General features: G+C 42.6%; 15 protein-coding genes and 1 pseudogene. 4 read left to right on the forward strand and 12 right to left on the reverse strand.

Features of this window, described 5'->3' with window-relative positions:
• Positions 1–122 precede the first annotated feature (122 nt).
• From MHI21_RS13750 to MHI21_RS13765, 4 genes and pseudogenes are all read right to left on the reverse strand, one after another.
• Positions 123–1,103 carry an alpha/beta hydrolase gene (locus tag MHI21_RS13750; RefSeq protein WP_342418370.1) on the reverse strand — a complete coding sequence of 327 codons (981 nt, stop codon included), beginning with the start codon at positions 1,101–1,103 and terminating at the stop codon, positions 123–125.
• Between the two features lie 211 nt (positions 1,104–1,314).
• Positions 1,315–2,682, reverse strand: coding sequence for a HAMP domain-containing sensor histidine kinase (locus MHI21_RS13755; protein WP_165176929.1), 1,368 nt, complete (start codon positions 2,680–2,682; stop codon positions 1,315–1,317).
• A complete protein-coding gene (locus MHI21_RS13760; RefSeq protein WP_342418371.1) occupies positions 2,679–3,353 on the reverse strand; it encodes a response regulator transcription factor in 675 nt (224 codons plus the stop codon). The genes MHI21_RS13755 and MHI21_RS13760 overlap by 4 nt, the downstream gene beginning before the upstream one ends.
• A 110-nt stretch (positions 3,354–3,463) precedes the next feature.
• Positions 3,464–4,041 (reverse strand): annotated as a pseudogene (locus tag MHI21_RS13765) (AraC family transcriptional regulator); the annotation flags it as partial.
• A 613-nt stretch (positions 4,042–4,654) separates the two neighbouring features.
• Here MHI21_RS13765 and MHI21_RS13770 point away from each other — a divergent pair.
• Entirely contained in the window at positions 4,655–6,616 is a 1,962-nt protein-coding gene (locus tag MHI21_RS13770) for a DNA mismatch repair protein MutS (protein WP_342418372.1), read from the forward strand.
• A gap of 202 nt (positions 6,617–6,818) precedes the next feature.
• Here MHI21_RS13770 and MHI21_RS13775 read toward each other — a convergent pair whose 3' ends face one another.
• The 4 genes from MHI21_RS13775 to MHI21_RS13790 form a co-directional block, all read right to left on the reverse strand.
• Positions 6,819–7,721 carry an ROK family protein gene (locus MHI21_RS13775; RefSeq protein WP_341161308.1) on the reverse strand — a complete coding sequence of 301 codons (903 nt, stop codon included), beginning with the start codon at positions 7,719–7,721 and terminating at the stop codon, positions 6,819–6,821.
• Positions 7,722–7,779: 58 nt separating this feature from the next.
• Entirely contained in the window at positions 7,780–8,586 is an 807-nt protein-coding gene (locus MHI21_RS13780) for an HAD-IIB family hydrolase (protein ID WP_341161307.1), read from the reverse strand.
• A 267-nt stretch (positions 8,587–8,853) separates the two neighbouring features.
• Positions 8,854–9,810, reverse strand: a complete 957-nt coding sequence (locus MHI21_RS13785; RefSeq protein WP_165176937.1) for a tyrosine-type recombinase/integrase — start codon at positions 9,808–9,810, stop codon at positions 8,854–8,856.
• Positions 9,811–10,126: 316 nt separating this feature from the next.
• The gene (locus MHI21_RS13790; RefSeq protein ID WP_342418373.1) at positions 10,127–10,330 is read right to left on the reverse strand and encodes a hypothetical protein; all 204 of its coding nucleotides are present in this window, start codon (positions 10,328–10,330) and stop codon (positions 10,127–10,129) included.
• A 306-nt stretch (positions 10,331–10,636) separates the two neighbouring features.
• Between MHI21_RS13790 and aiiA the strand changes: the two genes are divergently transcribed.
• The 3 genes from aiiA to MHI21_RS13805 all read left to right on the forward strand — a co-directional run bounded on the left by aiiA (position 10,637) and on the right by MHI21_RS13805 (position 12,315).
• The gene (aiiA, locus tag MHI21_RS13795; RefSeq protein WP_250261238.1) at positions 10,637–11,392 is read left to right on the forward strand and encodes an N-acyl homoserine lactonase AiiA; all 756 of its coding nucleotides are present in this window, start codon (positions 10,637–10,639) and stop codon (positions 11,390–11,392) included.
• 68 nt (positions 11,393–11,460) lie between these two features.
• Positions 11,461–11,595, forward strand: coding sequence for a hypothetical protein (locus tag MHI21_RS13800; RefSeq protein WP_342418374.1), 135 nt, complete (start codon positions 11,461–11,463; stop codon positions 11,593–11,595).
• A 552-nt stretch (positions 11,596–12,147) separates the two neighbouring features.
• On the forward strand, positions 12,148–12,315 hold the full coding sequence (locus tag MHI21_RS13805) for a hypothetical protein (protein WP_007432475.1): 168 nt from the start codon (positions 12,148–12,150) through the stop codon (positions 12,313–12,315).
• A 116-nt stretch (positions 12,316–12,431) separates the two neighbouring features.
• On the opposite strand, the gene MHI21_RS13810 is transcribed toward MHI21_RS13805, so the two are convergent.
• The 4 genes from MHI21_RS13810 to MHI21_RS13825 all read right to left on the reverse strand — a co-directional run bounded on the left by MHI21_RS13810 (position 12,432) and on the right by MHI21_RS13825 (position 17,497).
• Positions 12,432–13,478, reverse strand: coding sequence for an iron ABC transporter permease (locus MHI21_RS13810; protein ID WP_061828269.1), 1,047 nt, complete (start codon positions 13,476–13,478; stop codon positions 12,432–12,434).
• A gap of 1 nt (position 13,479) precedes the next feature.
• On the reverse strand, positions 13,480–14,544 hold the full coding sequence (locus MHI21_RS13815; protein WP_342418375.1) for an iron ABC transporter permease: 1,065 nt from the start codon (positions 14,542–14,544) through the stop codon (positions 13,480–13,482).
• 218 nt (positions 14,545–14,762) lie between these two features.
• The gene (locus MHI21_RS13820; protein ID WP_342420210.1) at positions 14,763–15,725 is read right to left on the reverse strand and encodes an ABC transporter substrate-binding protein; all 963 of its coding nucleotides are present in this window, start codon (positions 15,723–15,725) and stop codon (positions 14,763–14,765) included.
• Between the two features lie 56 nt (positions 15,726–15,781).
• Positions 15,782–17,497, reverse strand: coding sequence for an ABC transporter ATP-binding protein (locus tag MHI21_RS13825; RefSeq protein WP_025720642.1), 1,716 nt, complete (start codon positions 17,495–17,497; stop codon positions 15,782–15,784).
• Between the last annotated feature and the right edge of the window lie 17 nt (positions 17,498–17,514).

Below are 17,514 nucleotides of genomic sequence, written 5' to 3' on the forward strand. Positions count from 1 at the left end.
ACGGCACTCGCTGGCTGCATAGCTTTTTCATCTGTCTACTTGACAGGGATATGACCAAAGGACGTTTTTTTATATCACTTATACATTTGTAGAAAATAGTGAAGGTGCCTTTTTCGGTGCACTTATTTTATTTCTTTCATAAAGATCCTGAAGTTTCCAGCGATTTCCTTTGATTTGGTATGGTGTAAATAATGTTCTCCTTCAAGTGTCATTACTTTTCCATGAACAGAATCTTTGACTTGCTCTTCATGTAGTGGTATCCATCTTTCCACATCTGTATTATTCGCTTGTATAAAGAAAATAAGGGGCAGATTTTTTGGGAATGTTAAATTTCTAGCTGCTTTAAAATTAGGATAAATATTTTCCATTTCGTTTGAGGTGCTGGAATTATACATGTTTTTGAGAGAAAGAATTCTCATTTGTTCTTTTGTTTCATCATCATAGGGTAGTCCAGCATATGGGTCACCAGTTAGTTTCATTACCAATCTGGCTAAACCTGATTTTTTGAGAAATTTAAACGTTTTTATTGGTAATTCAGCATCCATACCACCTTGCGTTGGAACACTGCTATCAATCCCGACAAAAGCACTCACTTCGTTTTCATATTTGTTCACATAATCCAGTCCGTAAATGCCTGCAATGGAATGACCCATTAAAATATATCGGTCAATTTTAAGACTCTGTAAAGCTTCATGAATTTCACTTACAATATTCTCTGTATTTCGTTCCTTTTCGGTTAGATCACTTAATCCATAACCAAAAGGCTCAATAACGACGACTTTGTAAAATGGAGATAGCTCTTCTACTAGTGGTTTAAAATCAAGTGCTGGTGCTGCTGTTCCATAACCTGGTAGTAACACGACGGTCTCTTTGCCTTTTCCTTGAATCAAAACATTCATTTTTTTCCCATCTACAGGTACGAACTGACCATAGGATTGTATTTTTCCTTGCTCCGATTTGCTGCTGATAATATTAACTGTATAGACAACGGCTAGAAAAAGCACGATTGCTATAACTATTGTTCCTATTATTTTAAGCAAAATGCTTCGTACTTTATTTGTTCTCGTTCCATTCCTCATTTTCATTACCTCTCTTCGTTTCACGCTCAACTTCTCCTGTCCCCATTCTGTTTGTTGGGCTACCTTAACGAGCCGCTAATGAAAGCTTAACGAAAGAAGATGTACTCCCTATGACGACAATATGAACGGAGTATGAACAAGCAAAAAAATGCTACGTTGTCCAAGGAAGCTGCACATAATGCTGTATCATGGAAAATGCGGTTTAGATAATCCGAATGATACCCTATGAATCTAACTAATCTGGTGGCGTTGTGATTGGCAAGGTGACAATGACGGTCGTTCCTTGGCCGGGTTCACTTTCCACTCGAATGTCGCCTTGATGAAGCGATACGATCTGTTTAACGATGGCGAGTCCCATACCGCTACCGCCATATTTACGACTGTGGGAACGATCAGCTTTAAAAAACCGCTCGAATATACGCTTCTGGTCCTCAAGGGAAATACCAATGCCCGTATCGGATATTCGGACTGTTACGCTTTTGATATCTTGCTTGATGCTGACGTTAATAACGCTGCCATCCTTGGAAAATTTGATGCTATTACCGAGTATGTTCGTCCATACCTGGTTTAATTGATCTTGATCCGCCAATAGGCGAACGGTCTTCAAATTGAGCTCGAAACGGATGTTGCGAGCCGACCATTGCGGCTGGATCGCGACGATGACTCGTCTGATCTGTTCATCAAGGCTGAACGTGACCAGCCGCATCTGCTGTGACTGCGATTCAAGTAAACTCAGCTTTAGCAGGCTATCGCTCATCTTGGACATCCGATCTGCTTCCGAGATGATGATATCGAGATAACGGCTTCGCTCGTTATCTGCTATGTCTACTTGCTTGAGTGCTATAGCATAACCGGATATCGAGGTGAGCGGCGACTGAACTTCATGCGACACATTCGTGACGAACTCCCTACGCATCTGCTCAAGTTGCTGTAGATCATGCATCATTTCTTCAAAGCTGCGAGCCAAAGTACCTAGCTCACCCTTTTGCTTAATATTCAGCTTGACGTTGAAATCTCCAATTGCTATACGTCTGGTCGCTTTTGTCAGTTTTTTGATCGGTCTAACTAGGAATATAGAGGCAACCAAAATCAATAGGCTTCCTGTTACCAACGAATAGGTCAAAAAAGTAAATAACCATTTTTGGGCAAAAGAGGTGGAAGGATACATAAGCGGCTCCACAAACATCGCTTTCATTCCCATTTCCGTTTTCAACCTCAGTCCCAAGAGGTTCATTGAAACACTACTCGGATTAACTTGAACAACTTCTCCATCCAATACTTTCCTTACTTGATCCATCGTCACAGTAACAGGTTTTTGTCCGTTAAGCATTCCGTAAGACTGGAACTGCCCCGTTTCATCAAAAATTCGAATATAATAGGAATCGAGTTGTTTCATTCCACTTACGAATAAGTCCGCTTCACGTAACGGAATGGTTTCGTAAACCCGGACAATGTCCTGACCAAAGTTAAATAAGGTGGTTTGCAAATTTTCGTTCAAATTCTCTTCAAACACCCAAAATGTTACAAAAAAAGCAATGATCGTGCCCGCGAGGACGGAGACCAGAAATGTCAGGACAACACGTGTATATAAGGATCTGATCATTCGTAAACCTCAAGCCGGTAGCCAAGCCCACGCACCGTCTCGATACGAAAATCGGGTGTAGTCGCGAACCGTTCGCGCAGGCGTTTAATATGTACGTCTATCGTTCGATCATCTCCAGTATAATCGATCCCCCAAATTTGATCGATCAACTGCTCGCGCGTATACACTTGTCCAGGTGTTCCAGCGAGCTTATACAGCAATTCGAACTCCTTGAGCGGCAACGTGAGCGACTCCGTCCCTCTCATCACCTTATAGGTCTGCCGATCAAGGATGACGTTGCCGAACTGGATCGTCTGCGTGGTGCCAATCCGATAGCGTTTCAGCAGTGCTCTGACCCGAACTGTCAATTCCAGTGGATCAAACGGTTTCGTCAAATAATCATCTGTTCCAAGTTTGAAACCTTTCACTTTCTCCCATGTTTCGCCTCTCGCAGTCAGCATAAGTAAGGGAAGATCAGGATTGGCTCTTCTGAGCTCCTTGCATAACGTCCAACCATCCATTATCGGCATCATAATATCGAGCACGACAAGATCGACATGCGTTGTAGCGTAGACAGTCAGTGCTTCCTTGCCGTCTGCGGCTTCGGCTGTTGCGAATCCGTCGTTGCGTAGAAATAAACAGACGAGTTCGCGAATGTTCGCATCGTCGTCAGCAACCAGTATAGTAGGCATCCGTTTCCTCTTTCCCTGTTTTCCATTCCATATTGAAGTAACCATTATACTATAAATAAAATTGAATCGCTCCTATTCTTCCTATAATTTTACAGTGTTATTCCTCCCGGTCTCTGCTGGCGAACAAAGCCAAATACCGTCGTGCCGAAAAGCTCTTTAAAGCCATTTTTAAGCTTTTGTTCATTAATATGTACCATCTGTTGAGATGACAATTCCTGAGCAATAGCTCGCGTGTCAGGAGTAATCAACGCCTCCATACAAGCAAAAGATTGCTCCAGACGTATATCCAATTCCTGTAGCAATTCTCCCCATAGCAAAGGGTTAAAGCGCAGCTCCATGTGATTCATCGCCTTTCTTGCTGGCATCTCCGCGTGGATCTTCACATCATTCATGTAAATGAACTGTACATGTCTTCCATGTTCACGCTCTGAATGAAAGCCATTCACGGACCAAGCAGCTGAATAGTCGATGTTCAGCGCTAGCTCTAAATAAGGAGTACCGAACCTTCTTGTAATCTGGACTGGATCATGAAATAGCATTTTACTGTGTGAAAGCTGAAGCCTTTACGTAAAAAATGTGTACGATGCACACCGCTTCCCCACTGTTCGGGTATATGATAAATATGCTCATGTTTCAATGGCGCTTGAGTGAGATCATTTTCATCATTTATAAGATTCGAATCGGCTATCTGGTTATAGTAATCATTAAATTAGACGGAGAATTTTGATATTAAGTATACATAATATATATTATGTAAATCTCATCCCCATTGCATCGAATTAAAGAAGTCGGCCTTGACTTCAACGCCTGTCCAATCGTATAGTATGGTTATATCTTCAATTAAGGGAGAGATTTTGATGTCGGTGAACGTTCTTAACTAAGCAATTGCATATTCAGGGAGTAACACCAGGCGCTTGAACCCTTCGGGTACAGGTTTGTTTGTTGCTGTGTTGTTATCCTGATATTAGTTAAGAACATGCGGATATCATAAATCGCCTTCGGGATTATCTTCATCCGGGCCTTATTCCGTGCTGTGTTCAGCGCGGTTTTTTTGTTTTCAGATTTTGTAACTTCCCTTTTAACGTTTCCATTCGATCCAAATAGCTTAGCAAAGAGCTGTTGCGTGAATGAATTGGAAACACGGAACTCGGAACTACAAAAGCTGTATAACAGGCTTATTTGATGATAAATTCCCTCTTTCCTTAAGGGCGGAGAATGAACGTTTTGTTCATTCTCCGCCCTTTTTTATTAGCAAGGTTTCCAAAATCCTGTCACTACACAACTAAAGGAGAGATTTATTCATGAACGAAACTACAATGCTGCGTTTGGAATATGATCAAATTAAAACAAGAGTTTCCGAATGTGCTTTTTCTTACCTGGGTAAGCGTCACGCTGCTTCTATGCGCCCAATTACTGATATCCGTACCATTAAGATTCGTCTTGACGAAACCAACGAAGCGTTACAGATCATTCGCCACGGAGCAAGCGTCCCTGTTCCTTCGTTAGAAGGAATGGAGCACATTCTTCAACTGCTCGGAACCGGGTATATGTTCAGCGAGCGTGATTTTTCTCATATGGCTCAATTCATTCGAAGCTGCATTCAACTCATAAAATATATGCATTCCAAGGCGGACGCTGCTCCAACCGTCAGCGCTTATGCATCTTCCATGTATAGCATGGAGCCGCTTCTATCCGAAATCGAAAGATGTATTCATTCGGGACGTGTGACGGATATCGCCAGTAAAGAACTAGCTAAAATTCGCAAAAAAATTGCGGTTACTGAAGAACGTATCAAGAGAAAACTTGACTCTCTCACCAGCCGCCACCGATCCATTATGCAGGAAAATATGATTAGTCAGCGCAATGGCCGTTACGTGCTTCCAATCAAAAAAGAATTCCGTAAACAAGTGAAAGGCAATGTACTGGATGAATCGGGAAGTGGTCAGACGGTTTACGTTGAACCTGCCGAAATCACGAATCTGCAATTCGATCAGAGCGCAAACATGGCAGAAGAATCTAAAGAAGAAATGAAAGTGCTGGGAGACCTGACGGCAATGGCTGAGTCATACAACCGGGAACTAAGCATCAATACAGAGACTGTAGGTGTACTGGATTTTTTATTGGCAAAAGCCAAATACGCCATGACTCTGGATGCTGTCCCTGTCGAACTTAACCTTGACGGGATTATAGACATCCAAGGTGCACGTCACCCGTTGATGTCCAATACGATGGTGCCGCTTGATTTCTCAATTGGTGAAGGATATTCCTCACTCATCATCACCGGACCGAACACAGGCGGAAAAACGATGGCACTTAAAAGCGTCGGTCTATTAACACTAATGGTGCAATCTGGGCTACTGGTACCTGTTTTGCATGGCAGCCGAATGGCTGTATTCGAGGAAATTGTGGTAGACATTGGGGATGGACAAAGTATTGAACATGCTTTGAGCACCTTTTCTGCACACATCCGCAACATGATTAGCATTTTAGAAACAACAGGCAACTCTACTCTGATTCTGATTGATGAAATGGCATCCGGCACCGATCCGGGAGAAGGAGTAGGCCTCTCTATCGCGTTGCTAGAAGAATTCCATCGTCGCCGAGCGACAGTTGTGGCTACAACACACTTTAGCGAAATCAAGCATTTTGCTGAAAACACACCGGGATTTCAGAATGCTCGTATGGAGTTTGATACCGAAACACTACAACCTTTGTACCGACTTCGAATTGGTGAGGCTGGAGAAAGCTATGCATATGCAATTGCCTTGAAGCTGGGCATGTGGACACGTATTATCGAGCGTTCTGAGGCCATTTCTGCAGGCAGAGCGTCTCGGAATACACAGGAATCGTTTGTTTTTCCCCCTTTTGTAGATGATGAAAAATCTGATGATGCAAATAAGCCTCTCCCTAAAAAAGCGGCTTTAGACGAGACAGTCACAAAACGGCGCAAACAAGAAATTCCTCTCAAAACCAAACCATTTGCCCTTGGCGATAGTGTTTATGTAGGCTACCTGGATCGAACTGGAATTGTATACAAAACCGAGGATGAACGGGGTAATGTCGGGATATTGATCCAAGGACAGAAGCTGAGCATTAACAAAAAGAGGCTCGTCCTTCACATCGCTGCTACTGAATTGTATCCTGACGACTATGATCTGGATATTGTTTTAGAAACCAAGGAAAACCGCAAAAAACGAAAACTGCTGGGACGCAAGCATGTCGAAGGAGTGATGATTGAATCTCCCCCGGAAAATGAAATATAGACGCATGCGTATATTCTCAATATAAAAAAAATAAGTTATTTTTATATTGTCAGTGAAACTTGAATCTGCAAGTGGACACTTGATAAGAGTGATTCACTTGCAGATTTCACCACACTAAAAACATAATATATATTATGTAAACTTTATGCTTCCCTATTAGACAGGACAAGATAAATCAGACATCGAAATATAACTTTTGTTATCATTCAAGATGATAGGTTTGTTTGTAGTTATATATAGCACCTAGCAAATTCGCTTCATTGCCTAATTTACTTTGCTCAATATCTGCACGCACAAAATTTAAGATCGAATCTAGATAAAGTTTCTCTAGTTCTTCTTTAATAGTAATAACCAGTAAAGGATTTGCAGATATGCCTCCCCCAATTACAAACTTTTCAGGATCAAGAATCGTTTGCAAATTAATAATTTGTGTTGCGATGTTCCTACAGTATTCTTGAAAAATCGCTTGGACCGTGTGATCTCCTTCTTCAATGAGCTTGAATACTTTTTCACCTGTTATAGAATCTGCAGGAAGCCCTTTAGCTTTGGCAACAGTTTTAGATAATACAGAACTACTCCCTTGCATACCAAGCAAATAATCAACATTGTCTGTATACTCATTGTTAGTTCTGATGAAGGAGAATTCCCCAGCCGATAAATGATGGCCTTTCAGCAATTTACCTTGAGAGATGATTCCACCGCCCATTCCGGTTCCAACTACCAGAACAACACCATCAGCGATTCCCTGTAATGAACCACACCATGCTTCTCCCAGAGCAGCGCATTTTCCATCATTTTCAATTGCTACGGGTAAATGAAACGCTTTCTTAAAAACTTCGATCATATTTATATCATTTATATATCTTAATGAACCGCCATGCACCATGTGACCGCTTTCCGAATCCACAATACCTGGCATGCTGACAGCTATACCTTCACATTCATCTATAAACTGATTATGAATTTGCTTCAAAGCTACAAGTAGATTCTCAAGTGAGTCCAATGGAGTTTTAACTTTCCCCTTACACATAAACTCACCTTGAAAATACAAACTAAATTTAATAAAAGAGCCACCAATATCAAAAACCAGTATTTTATTTTTCATGCTACGTATAGTCCTTTCATGATGCAATTTGGTGTCTTCTCAATAACGATAATTAACATTATTGCTTTTGTAAATCCATCATTTTTTTTATCGTTAATAAGACACCGTTTTCTTCGTTGGATTTAGTGATAAAACTGGCTGCATTTTTAGTGTTCTCACATGCGTTTTTCATAGCAAAACTATATTTTGCTATAATCATAAGTTCCACATCATTTTCACCATCTCCAAAAGAAAGGGTCTCATCCTCAGTAATCCCTAATATCTCTTGGAGTTTTCTTACCGTTTCCCCTTTATGGGTATGAAGTGCTGTAATATCCAGCCAATTTGCTTCAGAATCAACAATATAAATTTGATCCATTAGAGTCTTTTCAACATGTTTTCTTAATAAGGGACTTCTTCCAGCTGGATCATATACAGTTATTTTAAGAAAGCTACTGTTGATTTTATCAAATGAATCAATCTTAACCACTTCTTTATACGAGCCTTTCACAATTTTATAGTATTCGTCTTGAATATGAGAATGAACAAATGCTGCTTCCGTTGTACATGCTATGATAATAAAATCATTGGAAAAACTTTCGATATCTCTTATCGCTTGTAATGCTAGATTGTGTTCAATCGTAAACTCTTTGACGACGACTCCATCCTTTTTAATCCGCGTAGCACTGTCCCCTAAGATCCAGATCCCTTTTCCGTGCTCGCCAAACAATTCTTCTACTCGTTCACATTGTTTACCTGTACAGGCTACAAAAGAAATATTATTTTCTTGCATTTCTCCATACACCTGATTAAATAATTCGACATCGAAAGTGCCACTATTATTCAGAAAAGTACCATCCAGATCACTTACCACCAGTTTAAACATATATAAAATCCCCCAATATACACTAGAATCTGAGTTTAATTTCTAACAAGAGTGGATTAAAAGCTTATACATTTAACCTAGCTTATGAAACGCGTTCCAGGTCAAGTTCTAATGTGGGGTTCTCTCACAAGTTTACAACGTTCACAATATTGATGAGACAAAGTCGTTGATTCTATTTGCGAGTCGAGATATGACTCCTCATTAAAAGTTTACATAATAATTATTATGTAAACTCATTTTTATTTAATCTCAACTTTCATGCTATACTCACAATCCTGTTATTGGTATCTGAATATCCAGTTTATCCATTGCTTTTTCTTTTTCCCGATCAGTGACATGTGTATATACTGTGGTTGTCTGAATGGATGAATGCCCCAGTAGCTCCTGCACGGTACGCAGATCTGCTCCCTTACGTAATAGCATCGTCGCAAAGGTATGTCTTAGCTTATGGCTGGAATAAGCCTCCCGGCGTTCCATACTCTTATCTTGCTGGAATCGTTCGAACGTTTCTGTAGCGATCTGTTGAATGGTGCGCACTGCCAGACGGCGGCCTTTTTGGGATACGAACATCGCATCCTCTTTACCTCTCCACGGCGTCAATCTTTCCTCCAAAGCATGCTCTACAAAATCACACACGGCTTCCGGTACCGGGAGAGTACGCCACTTACGTCCTTTACCGAACACATCTAAGGTACGTCTTTCTCGGCTGTAATCCGAGACATTCAATGAATGAACCTCCCCCACCCGCAATCCCATGTAGACCATCAGCAGAAAAATCGCCATATTACGATTTGCATATTTCCCCTCCACCGCGAGCAAAAACGGATGAATATCCTTTTCATCCAGATAGACGGGCATACGATTCTTTTCAGTCTTTGCTTTTTTAATTCCCGCTGCCGGATTTGTGCTGCATAACTCAAATTCCTGTAGCGCTTTAAAAAAACTATTCACCGCTGCATGCTTCCGGTTCCGCGTACTATCTCCGGCGCCTCCCTCCCGCGCTTTGGACAAATACGACATAACATGAATCTTCTTCACCTGATCGAGTGGTTTTTCACGCAACGTCCGTAAAAACTGCTTCACATCCCCCATATAATTTTTTTGCGTATGTATCGTATATCCTGCATCCTTCATCCAGATCAAAAAAGCTTCCAGCTCCTCAGTATATATTTCATCAATTTCTTCAGTTGTATCGAGCTCCACATGTCTCATCTCTTTTTTCATCTCGCTTGCCTCCAATTCAGTTCATATTCCGAAATATACTGTAAAACGATCATTTTCGTCTGATTTTTATCGACAATCCAATCGACATCTTATGCAGGAGGGATTCTAAAAGTCGTTTTAAACCTAAACAGCGTATAATTTATATTATACGCTGTTTTTTTAGTGCTTTTCAAGGGCAAATAGAGCGTTTTTCCTCTTGTCCAGCCTAGTATCGCCTTCAAGCAGACATTTCAAAGCACTTAACGGCGTGGCATTAGATCAGAGGGGAGCGATCCCACAATGTAGACAAATTAAAACACGCTCAAGAAAAGTTCACCTAATGTAATTTATTCATATCCAAAACAAAACTAAATAGCCAATAGTCTTGCATGCGGCACCACTTCTCTACTTCATCAGCAAGCTGGGGGCGCTGCTCTCGATCGGTAGCAGTCAAAATCGCCATAGTGGCCAAAACATGAATATCATGTGCAGTTTCCAGCTCGCTATCCGGATCACCTTCCGGCGCGTGCACCATCTCCATATGATAGCCTGCTAGCTGATTGTAATTTTCATCCACTAGCAGCAGTGGATCACCAAGAAATCACCGATTTTCGAGATGATGACCGTGTGATCCAGCTTCTGGGCAAATTTCTGCTGGACGCCTACATGCCTAATCATTTAAACTATTAAAAATTAATTTTCAAAAGAGTGAGATTGCAACGACAGCATGAGTCTCCAGCACCCAGATCTTACAAACGAAAATACAAACATCACTTTCTGTCAGCCGAAACCCTGATTAATAACTACATAATAATTATTATGTAAACTAAGATTGGAGGATGATTGTATGATTAACAAATTGTACTGGTTACCGATCGGTCAGCTTGATATTGATCGCTCCTCACTCAACCATCATGCACAGCCCGGTGAACTGGTGCGCCTGCAAATCTGGTCGTATCTGCTGGAGACAGATCACGGTCCGATTCTCATTGATACCGGTATGCCGGATTCGTTTATCGACAATCCGAATTATTTTAAAAGTACACCGTTTGAAGGGCGCTTCATTCCCCATATGTCAGCCGATGATAGTATCGTGGCTGTACTGGATCGGATCGGCTATCACCCGGACGATATCCATGCCATCGTAATCTCTCATATGCATATGGATCATGCCGGAGGCAATCCGCATTTTCCAAATACACCGATTTATGTGCAGCAGACCGAAGCAGACGCTGCGATCGGTAATCTGGAGTATGCGCCACCGGAATGCGTGCAGGCGGACTTGAATTACCGACTGCTTCAAGGGGATCATGAGCTGGTTCCAGGTTTGCAACTGTTCTATACTCCGGGGCATTCGCCGGGTCATCAGTCCGCGCTGGTCACAACAAAGGAATCGGGTCCGGTCATGCTGACGATTGATGTTGCCTACACGCAGGAGAATTACGCAAACGACGTGCCGTTTGACAGCTTTAACCGTGAACAGGCACGCCAGTCAATCGCCCGCATTCAGCAGATTGTGCAGGAGGTTAAGCCGAATCTGTTGTTCTTCGGTCATGATCCTGAGCAGGTAGTCGTTCAGCCGGTATATCCACAATACAAATAATGTTGATAAAGCAGCTATTTCTCCACCATTCCGGATCTTTTCGGTCCGGGGTATGATGAATTGGTATTATGAATGCACACAAAATAGACGTATCCGGAGCCGTGCTTCATTCGGATCATGGCTTCCCAGTATACGTCAACGGCGATAACACAGGACTTGAAAAGGTCGGCCTCAAAGGCAAGTGGTGCGGACTGGCAGAATAGTCGTAATTCGGCCAGATCCCCTCCATAGCTTTTAGCAAACTGATAAGTGATTCCATATACATTCGCTTTAACTGGTCGGGTTCATCTATAAATTCTGTATGTAAATGCTGATCTTCAGAACCTAGCTAACTTTTAAGCGCACAAATTGATTTTCTGCAAATACACAATTGATCCTTTGTATTAACTCGCTATTAAGCCCCTGCTTGTTCAGAACAGCCTGAGCAATATCCAATACGCTCCTTACTGACAAATATTTCAAATGGACTAATACACTTAATCCGTTTATATCAAAAAAACAATTATATACATGAAGTTAATTACGCCTAATCCCCTGTTATCGCTAGCATCAGGAAGTATATCTAAGAACTCATGGGGTGAGTCGCTGTCGACACAGCATGGATGATGAGAAAAAGCAATTTGCTGTCTCGCTCCGTTTTCCCTTGATCATCCAGCACGATATACTTAAAGAAGTCGAAAGGCAAACTTAAATTCAGCCTATGCTCATTTCAAAAATGTAGGTTTATTCATGACAAAGGGAGTGTTCATTTATTTATGAGTACCGAAATGCTGGAACGTCGAAGTGAAATTCTAAAACGAAACATCCATCAGTTGCTGGTTCAGGAAAATCAACACGGCGTGACACGTCAGGAAAATTACACGTTGCATAAAATGATCAGAGAGCTGCATCAAACCTCTCATGCCTTGAATACTTCCCGTTGAGATGAAAGGCTGCTAAATTAAATGAAACAAATAACCTTCAGCCCCACTTCCTTAGTGGTGTTGAAGGTTATTTGTTTGCGTAGCCTTTAATTGACAGGTGGTACTCTTTCGTGACGTTACCCTTTGGAGCGACTCAACAGGTATAAGAAGTATGGCGCACCAATGATGGCTACAATTAAACCTGTCGGGATTTCTTTCTGTAAAGGTAAGGATCGTGTGATCGTATCCGCTACAAGTACCAGGAGTGCTCCGACTAAAGCACAGGTTACCAGCAGCATTTTATGCTTCGGCCCCACCAGCTTTCTCGCCAAATGTGGAGCCACCAAACCGACAAAGCCGATTCCGCCACTAACCGAAACACTAGAACTGGCCAATCCAACCGCAGCAGCGAGAAGGAGAATACGTTCCTTTTCGATAGCTGTACCCAACCCCGATGCCGTCTGATCTCCCAGATTAAGCACATTCATCACATTTGCTTTGTAGTATGCGAAAGGAAGCAATACAATCAGCCAAGGCAACAGAGCCATCACGAATTTCCAGTTTGAGCCCCAGATGCTTCCTGCTAACCAATTAGCTACAAACGTGTAACTTTCGGGTGTCAGCTTAAGAGTCATAATGATCATCGCAGCACTGATACCCGCCGCTACGCCAATTCCGCTCAGCAGTAGCCTTGTCGGAGAAATTCCTTCACCTTTCTTGTAAGAAAGCGCGTAGATGAGAATAGCAGCTGCTCCTGATCCAATCAGTGCAAGGGCGGGAAGTAAAAACAATGAATTCGTAGTTTGCATAGATGGAAAAAGCAATACAAACAGCATGACCATCAACCCGGCGCCTGCATTAATGCCTAGAATACCAGGGTCCGCTAGGCCGTTACGCGAAACCCCCTGCATGATGCAGCCAGAAACAGCGAGACCTGCACCGATAAGAAGGGAAATAACCATTCGTGGCAATCGGAATTCAAATAGGATTAATTCCTGCTGTGGAGTCCCTTGTCCAAACAAGGTTCTAAATAGCTCCATTGGCGAAAGCCGGATGGTTCCCGTATTCGCACTTATGGTGAACGCAGCAATGAGCAATACGAGCAAAATGACTACAACCATCCAATCATGTATTTTTTTACGATGACTAGCTTTGGCAATAGCCCCATTCGTAACGTTATTCATCTTACAGTGCCCTCCTTTCTTTACGTGCCAGATAAAGGAAGAACGGAACCCCAATTAAGGCAATAAGTACGCCCACCGGTGTTTCCTCAGGTGCGTTAATCATACGGGCTGCCAGATCGGCAAACACAATGAGTAAAGCTCCCATAATGGCCGAGCATGGAATAATCCAGCGATAATCGACGCCAACCAGCTTGCGGGTTATATGGGGAATAATCAATCCCACGAAACCTATAGAACCCACCAACGACACCGCTGCACCCGCCAAAATCAGAACAAGAATCATTCCGACTACCTTTACTACCGCAGTTCGCTGACCAAGGCTCAACGCAATTTCGTCTCCCAAACTGAGTAGCGTAATGGAGCGCGACAACATGAGAGCACCGATAAAAGCTGCCACAACCCAAGGCAAAACTATACCGAGCTGAACCCACTTGATTCCACTAAGCCCTCCGGCATACCAAAAGGCCAAATCCTGTCCAACATCAAAGTACAAACTGATCGCATCTCCTAAGGCAGACAGCAATGCCGTGACAGCTGCACCTGCCAATACAAGACGAACTGGCGTAAGACCTGATTTGGATATGGAGCTTGTACCATATACCATCACAACAGCCAGAGCTGCACCAACAAAGGAATACAACATTAACTGTAAAAAGGAAGAGCCAGGAAAAAGGGCAAAGCAAATCGCCATCGCCAAGCTGGCTCCCGAGTTCAGTCCAAGCAAGCCCGAGTCAGCAAGCGGATTTCGGGTCATTCCTTGCATAATTGCACCTGCAACAGCAAAGCAAACTCCGATTAAAACCCCACCCAGAATCCGAGGTAGACGGATTTCCCAAATAATCTGATGGTTTTGCAACTCGGGTTTAAAATGAAAAACGGCGTTCCATACCTCTTCCAGCCTAATTGAGGCTGCACCAAAAGATAGAGATAGCGCGATACCGAACGCTAAAAGTCCAAGCCCAACTGTCAGGATAAGCGAAGCCGCCCATGGTCGCGAGTGGAATTGAGTCGGCGACTGGTTATGATTACTTTGAGCGGGGCTATCCGATGATTCTGATAATTTCATAACTATTGTTCACCCTTACTGTTGAATAGTATGTAGCTATCACGAACTGTGTTGAAGATGATGTTGATAATGAGAATTATTATCATGCAATCTTTACTATTGTAAATTAATGTGGCAACGGCATCAATAGCAAATTTCGAGGAATGCCTAATGTTCTGCCCTATTGTGAACAAATAAAGCCCTTCGGCATAAATACCAAAGGGCTGCCAACGAAGCAATTACTTCTGTGTGGCGTTCTCTTTATTCCGCTGGACGATCATGTCTGCGATTTCTTCAGCTTGTCCTACAATGGCAATGGGATCGAAGTACCAATATTGATCCTCCTGGAGCTCAAAAACCTTACCTTGTCGGACCGCATTCAGTGATTTCCATATGCTGTCTCCTTCGTAACCTCTCAAATCCTTGTTAACCGTCAGAAAGATATAAGAGCCGGCATATTGATTAATGACTTCTTTTGACACCGATTTCCATTGAGTCTCACCTAATAACTCTTTTTGGACAAGCGGCGGAGGTGTCAAATTCAGACCTCTGTATACCGCCTGTCCTCCTCTGCCAAAATTATCACCATATACATAGTATTCTTTTTCCGAAGCTTCCATTACGGTGAACGTATCTTCAGGCTGAACAATTCCCTTTAGCTTGTCACGTGCGGCCTGCATCCGCTGATCGTATTGCGCAAGCCATGTTTTGGCTTCCTGTTCTTTTCCAAGCAGCTCACCAAAAGCTGTCAGTTCCTCATGCACATTCTTGTACGTTCCATAAGGAATGACTATGGTCGGAGCAACTTTACTATATTTTTCATATTCATGAGCATCTTTGGAACCAATCAGAATCATATCCGGCTGTAGAGCCAATACTTTTTCAATGGATACACTACCGCGGTCTCCAATGCTTGCAATGCCTTGTACAAGATCCTTTGAAAACGGATTATCCAGATAATATTTAACACTTCCCACAGGTTTAATTCCTAGTGCTAATAAATCATTCTGGTACATATCTACTACAATCCGCTGAGGGTGAACCGGTATTTTAATATCTCCATGAATCGTTTTGACTGTTTTCATTTCCTCTGACTTTTGTTCGCTAGATGTTTGATTCTGCTTTTCACCAGGTTGCTTTACATTTCCACCACAGGCGGTAAGAGCTAAAATGACTGACAGAAGCATCATTACAATCCACATTTTCTTTGTCAAACCTGTTCATTCCTCTCTCTATTTACGGTGTCATATTGGCCTATTTACGTTCCGTATTGAGCTTGGTGCAGGCGGCTATATGCCCCTTTTACTGCCAATAACTCTTCATGTCTGCCTTGCTCGGCAATCCCTTGATCTGCAACTACGATAATGCGGTCAGCATTTTTGATCGTTGCCAGACGATGCGCGATAACGAGTGTCGTACGGCCTTGGGATAGCTCTGTCAGCGCTTGCTGAATCGCGGCTTCTGTCTCTGTATCCAATGCTGAGGTTGCTTCATCTAAAATGAGAATTGGCGGATTTTTAAGGAACATCCGGGCAATAGACAAACGTTGCTTTTGACCACCGGAGAGCTTCACACCTCGCTCACCGATCATTGTATCCAGACCATCCGGATATGAGCGAACAAGGTCTTCAATCTGAGCTCGACGAGCAGCATCCCAGATTTCTTCTTCCGAAGCATCGAGCTTACCGTAAGCAATATTTTCACGAATCGTTCCATCAAAGAGGAATACATCCTGTTGTACGATACCAATCATGGATCGCAGCGATTCCAGCTTCATTTCACGGATATCCATTCCATCAATAGTAATGCTGCCTTCCTCGACATCGTAGAAGCGAGGCAACAAACTGCAAAGTGTCGTTTTACCTGCTCCTGAAGGACCCACAAGTGCTACGGTTTCACCCGCATGGATAGATAGGTCCACTTTGCGTAATACCTTATCTTTGTTTTCGTAACCAAACGTTACACCTGCAAATTGAATATCTCCATTAAGATGGCTAACCGCCTTGGCCCCAGGCAGATCTTCTACATCCGATTCACTTTCCAGCAAATCCAGGTATCGTCGGAAGCCGGCAATCCCTTTCGGATACGTTTCGATGACAGAATTAATTTGTTTAATCGGCCCCAGGAATACATTAGACAGCATTACAAATGCGATAAATTCCCCGTAGGTCATCTGTCCCTCGATAACAAACCATGTTCCACACACAAGTACAAACAATGAAACCAGCTTCATTAGTATAAAACTAATCGAGGAATTCCAGGCCATAATCCGGTACGCGATCAGCTTCGTTTTACGGAAACGCCCATTATTTTCAGCAAACCGTTCCATTTCATGTGCTTCGTTGGAGAACGCTTGAACAACACGAATCCCGCTTACATTATTTTCAATACGAGCGTTATAATCCGCAATATCAGAAAACATACGATGGAATGCAGCAGACATTTTACGGCTGAAATAAAGAGACAAGTAAATCATGAGGGGTACAATGATGAAAGTCAGTACAGCCAGCTTCCAGTTAATACCGAGCATGATACCAAAGGCTCCCCCCAGTGTCATCAACGCGATGAACAAATCTTCGGGTCCGTGGTGGGCAATTTCCCCAATATCCATCAGATCATTAGTCATACGTGAAACGAGATGCCCTGTTTTGTTATTGTCAAAAAACCGAAACGATTGCTTTTGTACCCGATCAAACAGCTTTTTACGCATGTCCGATTCGATGTTAATGCCCAGCTTGTGTCCCCAATAGGTGACCACGTAATTCAGTGCAGCACTTATGACATAAATACCGAGTAGAGCCAGACAGGCATATAAAATCCATTTCCAGTTCCCGCTGGGCAGCAAATCATCGACCACCCGGTTGACTGCAAGCGGAAAAGCCAACTCCAGCAGTGCAGCCAGCAAGGCACAAGAGAAATCAATGATGAACAAAGTCCGGTAAGGACGATAATATTCAAAAAATCGTCTAAGCATGGTTATGACTTCTCCTC

Origin of the sequence: Paenibacillus sp. FSL H8-0168, from assembly GCF_038592955.1 — a bacterium.
GTDB classification, from domain to species: Bacteria; Bacillota; Bacilli; order Paenibacillales; family Paenibacillaceae; genus Paenibacillus; species Paenibacillus polymyxa_B.

What these genes read in the sequence shown, in the direction of transcription:
- MHI21_RS13755 (WP_165176929.1), bottom strand. Translation starts at nt 2,682, where the DNA reads ATGATCAGATCCTTATATACACGTGTTGTCCTGACATTTCTGGTCTCC.
- MHI21_RS13785 (WP_165176937.1), bottom strand. Translation starts at nt 9,810, where the DNA reads ATGAAAAAAGAGATGAGACATGTGGAGCTCGATACAACTGAAGAAATT.
- MHI21_RS13815 (WP_342418375.1), bottom strand. Translation starts at nt 14,544, where the DNA reads ATGAAATTATCAGAATCATCGGATAGCCCCGCTCAAAGTAATCATAAC.
- MHI21_RS13820 (WP_342420210.1), bottom strand. Translation starts at nt 15,725, where the DNA reads ATGTGGATTGTAATGATGCTTCTGTCAGTCATTTTAGCTCTTACCGCC.
- MHI21_RS13790 (WP_342418373.1), bottom strand. Translation starts at nt 10,330, where the DNA reads ATGGAGATGGTGCACGCGCCGGAAGGTGATCCGGATAGCGAGCTGGAA.
- MHI21_RS13760 (WP_342418371.1), bottom strand. Translation starts at nt 3,353, where the DNA reads ATGCCTACTATACTGGTTGCTGACGACGATGCGAACATTCGCGAACTC.
- MHI21_RS13770 (WP_342418372.1), top strand. Translation starts at nt 4,655, where the DNA reads ATGAACGAAACTACAATGCTGCGTTTGGAATATGATCAAATTAAAACA.
- MHI21_RS13775 (WP_341161308.1), bottom strand. Translation starts at nt 7,721, where the DNA reads ATGAAAAATAAAATACTGGTTTTTGATATTGGTGGCTCTTTTATTAAA.
- MHI21_RS13800 (WP_342418374.1), top strand. Translation starts at nt 11,461, where the DNA reads ATGAATGCACACAAAATAGACGTATCCGGAGCCGTGCTTCATTCGGAT.
- MHI21_RS13810 (WP_061828269.1), bottom strand. Translation starts at nt 13,478, where the DNA reads ATGAATAACGTTACGAATGGGGCTATTGCCAAAGCTAGTCATCGTAAA.
- aiiA (WP_250261238.1), top strand. Translation starts at nt 10,637, where the DNA reads ATGATTAACAAATTGTACTGGTTACCGATCGGTCAGCTTGATATTGAT.
- MHI21_RS13805 (WP_007432475.1), top strand. Translation starts at nt 12,148, where the DNA reads ATGAGTACCGAAATGCTGGAACGTCGAAGTGAAATTCTAAAACGAAAC.
- MHI21_RS13780 (WP_341161307.1), bottom strand. Translation starts at nt 8,586, where the DNA reads ATGTTTAAACTGGTGGTAAGTGATCTGGATGGTACTTTTCTGAATAAT.
- MHI21_RS13825 (WP_025720642.1), bottom strand. Translation starts at nt 17,497, where the DNA reads ATGCTTAGACGATTTTTTGAATATTATCGTCCTTACCGGACTTTGTTC.